Origin of the sequence: Cyclobacterium xiamenense (assembly GCF_009467825.1) — a bacterium.
Classification (GTDB): domain Bacteria; phylum Bacteroidota; class Bacteroidia; order Cytophagales; family Cyclobacteriaceae; genus Cyclobacterium; species Cyclobacterium xiamenense.
Genome location: NZ_WIOK01000069.1, coordinates 1 through 1,786 on the forward strand (window position 1 = coordinate 1; position 1,786 = coordinate 1,786).

The following is a 1,786-nucleotide window of genomic DNA, read 5'->3' on the forward strand; positions in this document are numbered from 1 at the left end:
CTGCGGAAAACTTCCTCCTTGTTTGCTTGTTCATAAGGTTAAATTTAATCGTTTTTTTTAACTTAACCTCTGGTCTCAATTTTGGGGAGTATTATAATTTGATTCGGTTTAAAATTCTTCTGCCTAGTTAACGAATAGGCGATAGAAAGCCACATACTTCATTTACTGAATACTATTAGGCAAAAATCAAAGCTCGACAGAAGGATTCGGGCCATTGCCGTAAATGAGCAGTCCGGCAAATTGTATGGTAGCACCACGGATGAAGATCCTGGAATTGCTGTTTTTGATTTACCTTCGTTTGACTAACAAAAAAGGCACTATTTCACATCATTTAACAATACAGACTATATTCATAATTGGATTAGATTTTTAAACAAGCTATTTTCAACTACTGGACCCCTTAACTAGCTGATTTTAAGGAGAAATTCTTTAGGTCTCCGATTATAAACGTAAATCAAACGCTGTTTTGATAGCATTTCTACAAATACTAAGTGTATTCTTATGGTTTATCCTGTCGCCTTCTGGTACCAGTAGGTTTATATCCGTGCCCCTGGACCACCGGGAGCCCCGCGGCAAGCAAATAGAAATCAGTTATACCCTATTTCAACCCTACGAGGAACAAAAAGAAACCCTTCTGCTGATAGAAGATCCCCTGGACAACTATTTTCAGCAAAGCATGGATCTCCGGAAACTGGCGAATGAATTTAACCTGGTACAAATCAAAGGCCGCCATCAGTCCGAAGTCCTCCTGAATACCCTCCGGGCTACAGGGGAAACGGACTGGTCCAAAGCTTACCAGCTACTGAACGTGGACCAGCATGCCAGGGACCTGGAAAGGGTCCGGAAAGCCTTACTCGGAGATCAGCCGGTGCATTTGGTGGGCTTTTCCGGTGCTGCCGCCTACCTGCATTATTACCTGAGCCTGTATCCCGAAAAAGTCAGTTCCCTGATTTCCTTTAACCCCCTACTTCTTGACCTTCAAAAAAACCTGAACTTCCGGGACCCGGCCCCCTGCCCGGAAGCACAGGCCAACCGGTTTTGGCTCGGCTATTTATGGCATGCACATTCCGAAAGGCTTTGTCCGGATACGGGTGATACCGATGATTTTCCTTTCTATGCCTTTTTACAATGGGGATTTTTGGTGCCGGGCCTATGGAAAAATAGGGACGATGATGTAGCACTAAAAGTACGGCTGTTTGAGCACAGTTATGATTTGTTGGCAAACCGGCTGAACGATCAGCCTCCTTCCATTGCGGCAGCCTGGTTGAAACAGAAAAGCCAGCCCATCTGGAAGGAATTGGAGAAAGCTCCTTTTTCGGTGCATGGAGTGGATTACGACAAAGGCAGGCTGTACGAAGGAAAGTTACTGATCGTGGGCGCTGTCCATGACAAACTGCTATCCAGGTATTGTTATGATGTATTGGCGGAGTTCTACCCCCAGTCCAGCCTTATGCTGCTCCGGGATGGACATGCTTTGGGGAAATTGAGGGCTACCCGATTGCAGCGGGAGCTTATCCGCTCCTTTTTACTTGAGGATAATCAGGAAAAAATCGGCGTTTACCAATCCCTTCGGGAAGCCGGGCTACTTTATGATAAAAGAAACAGCAATAACCTTTGAGGTCTTTGAGACCGCGAAAGTTTCAAACGTACACGTTCCAAGAAAGACCTTCGGGGTTGGAGAAACCCCCAATGCTATTAAGTTAAGCTTTTTGGTTTGTTATTTTGGTTTCAAAATGGAATAATTTTGATTTTTCCCTGCCGGTTTCGGGCTTTTTATCAGGTTTCG

The 1,786-nt window shown here is 44.7% G+C and carries 1 protein-coding gene; it reads left to right on the forward strand.

The window, feature by feature from the left end; translation table 11 throughout:
* Positions 1-466 precede the first annotated feature (466 nt).
* Positions 467-1,618 (forward strand): alpha/beta fold hydrolase, encoded by a 1,152-nt coding sequence (locus GCU44_RS22850; protein WP_154859701.1) that lies wholly within the window; start codon positions 467-469, stop codon positions 1,616-1,618.
* The last annotated feature ends 168 nt before the right edge of the window (positions 1,619-1,786 follow it).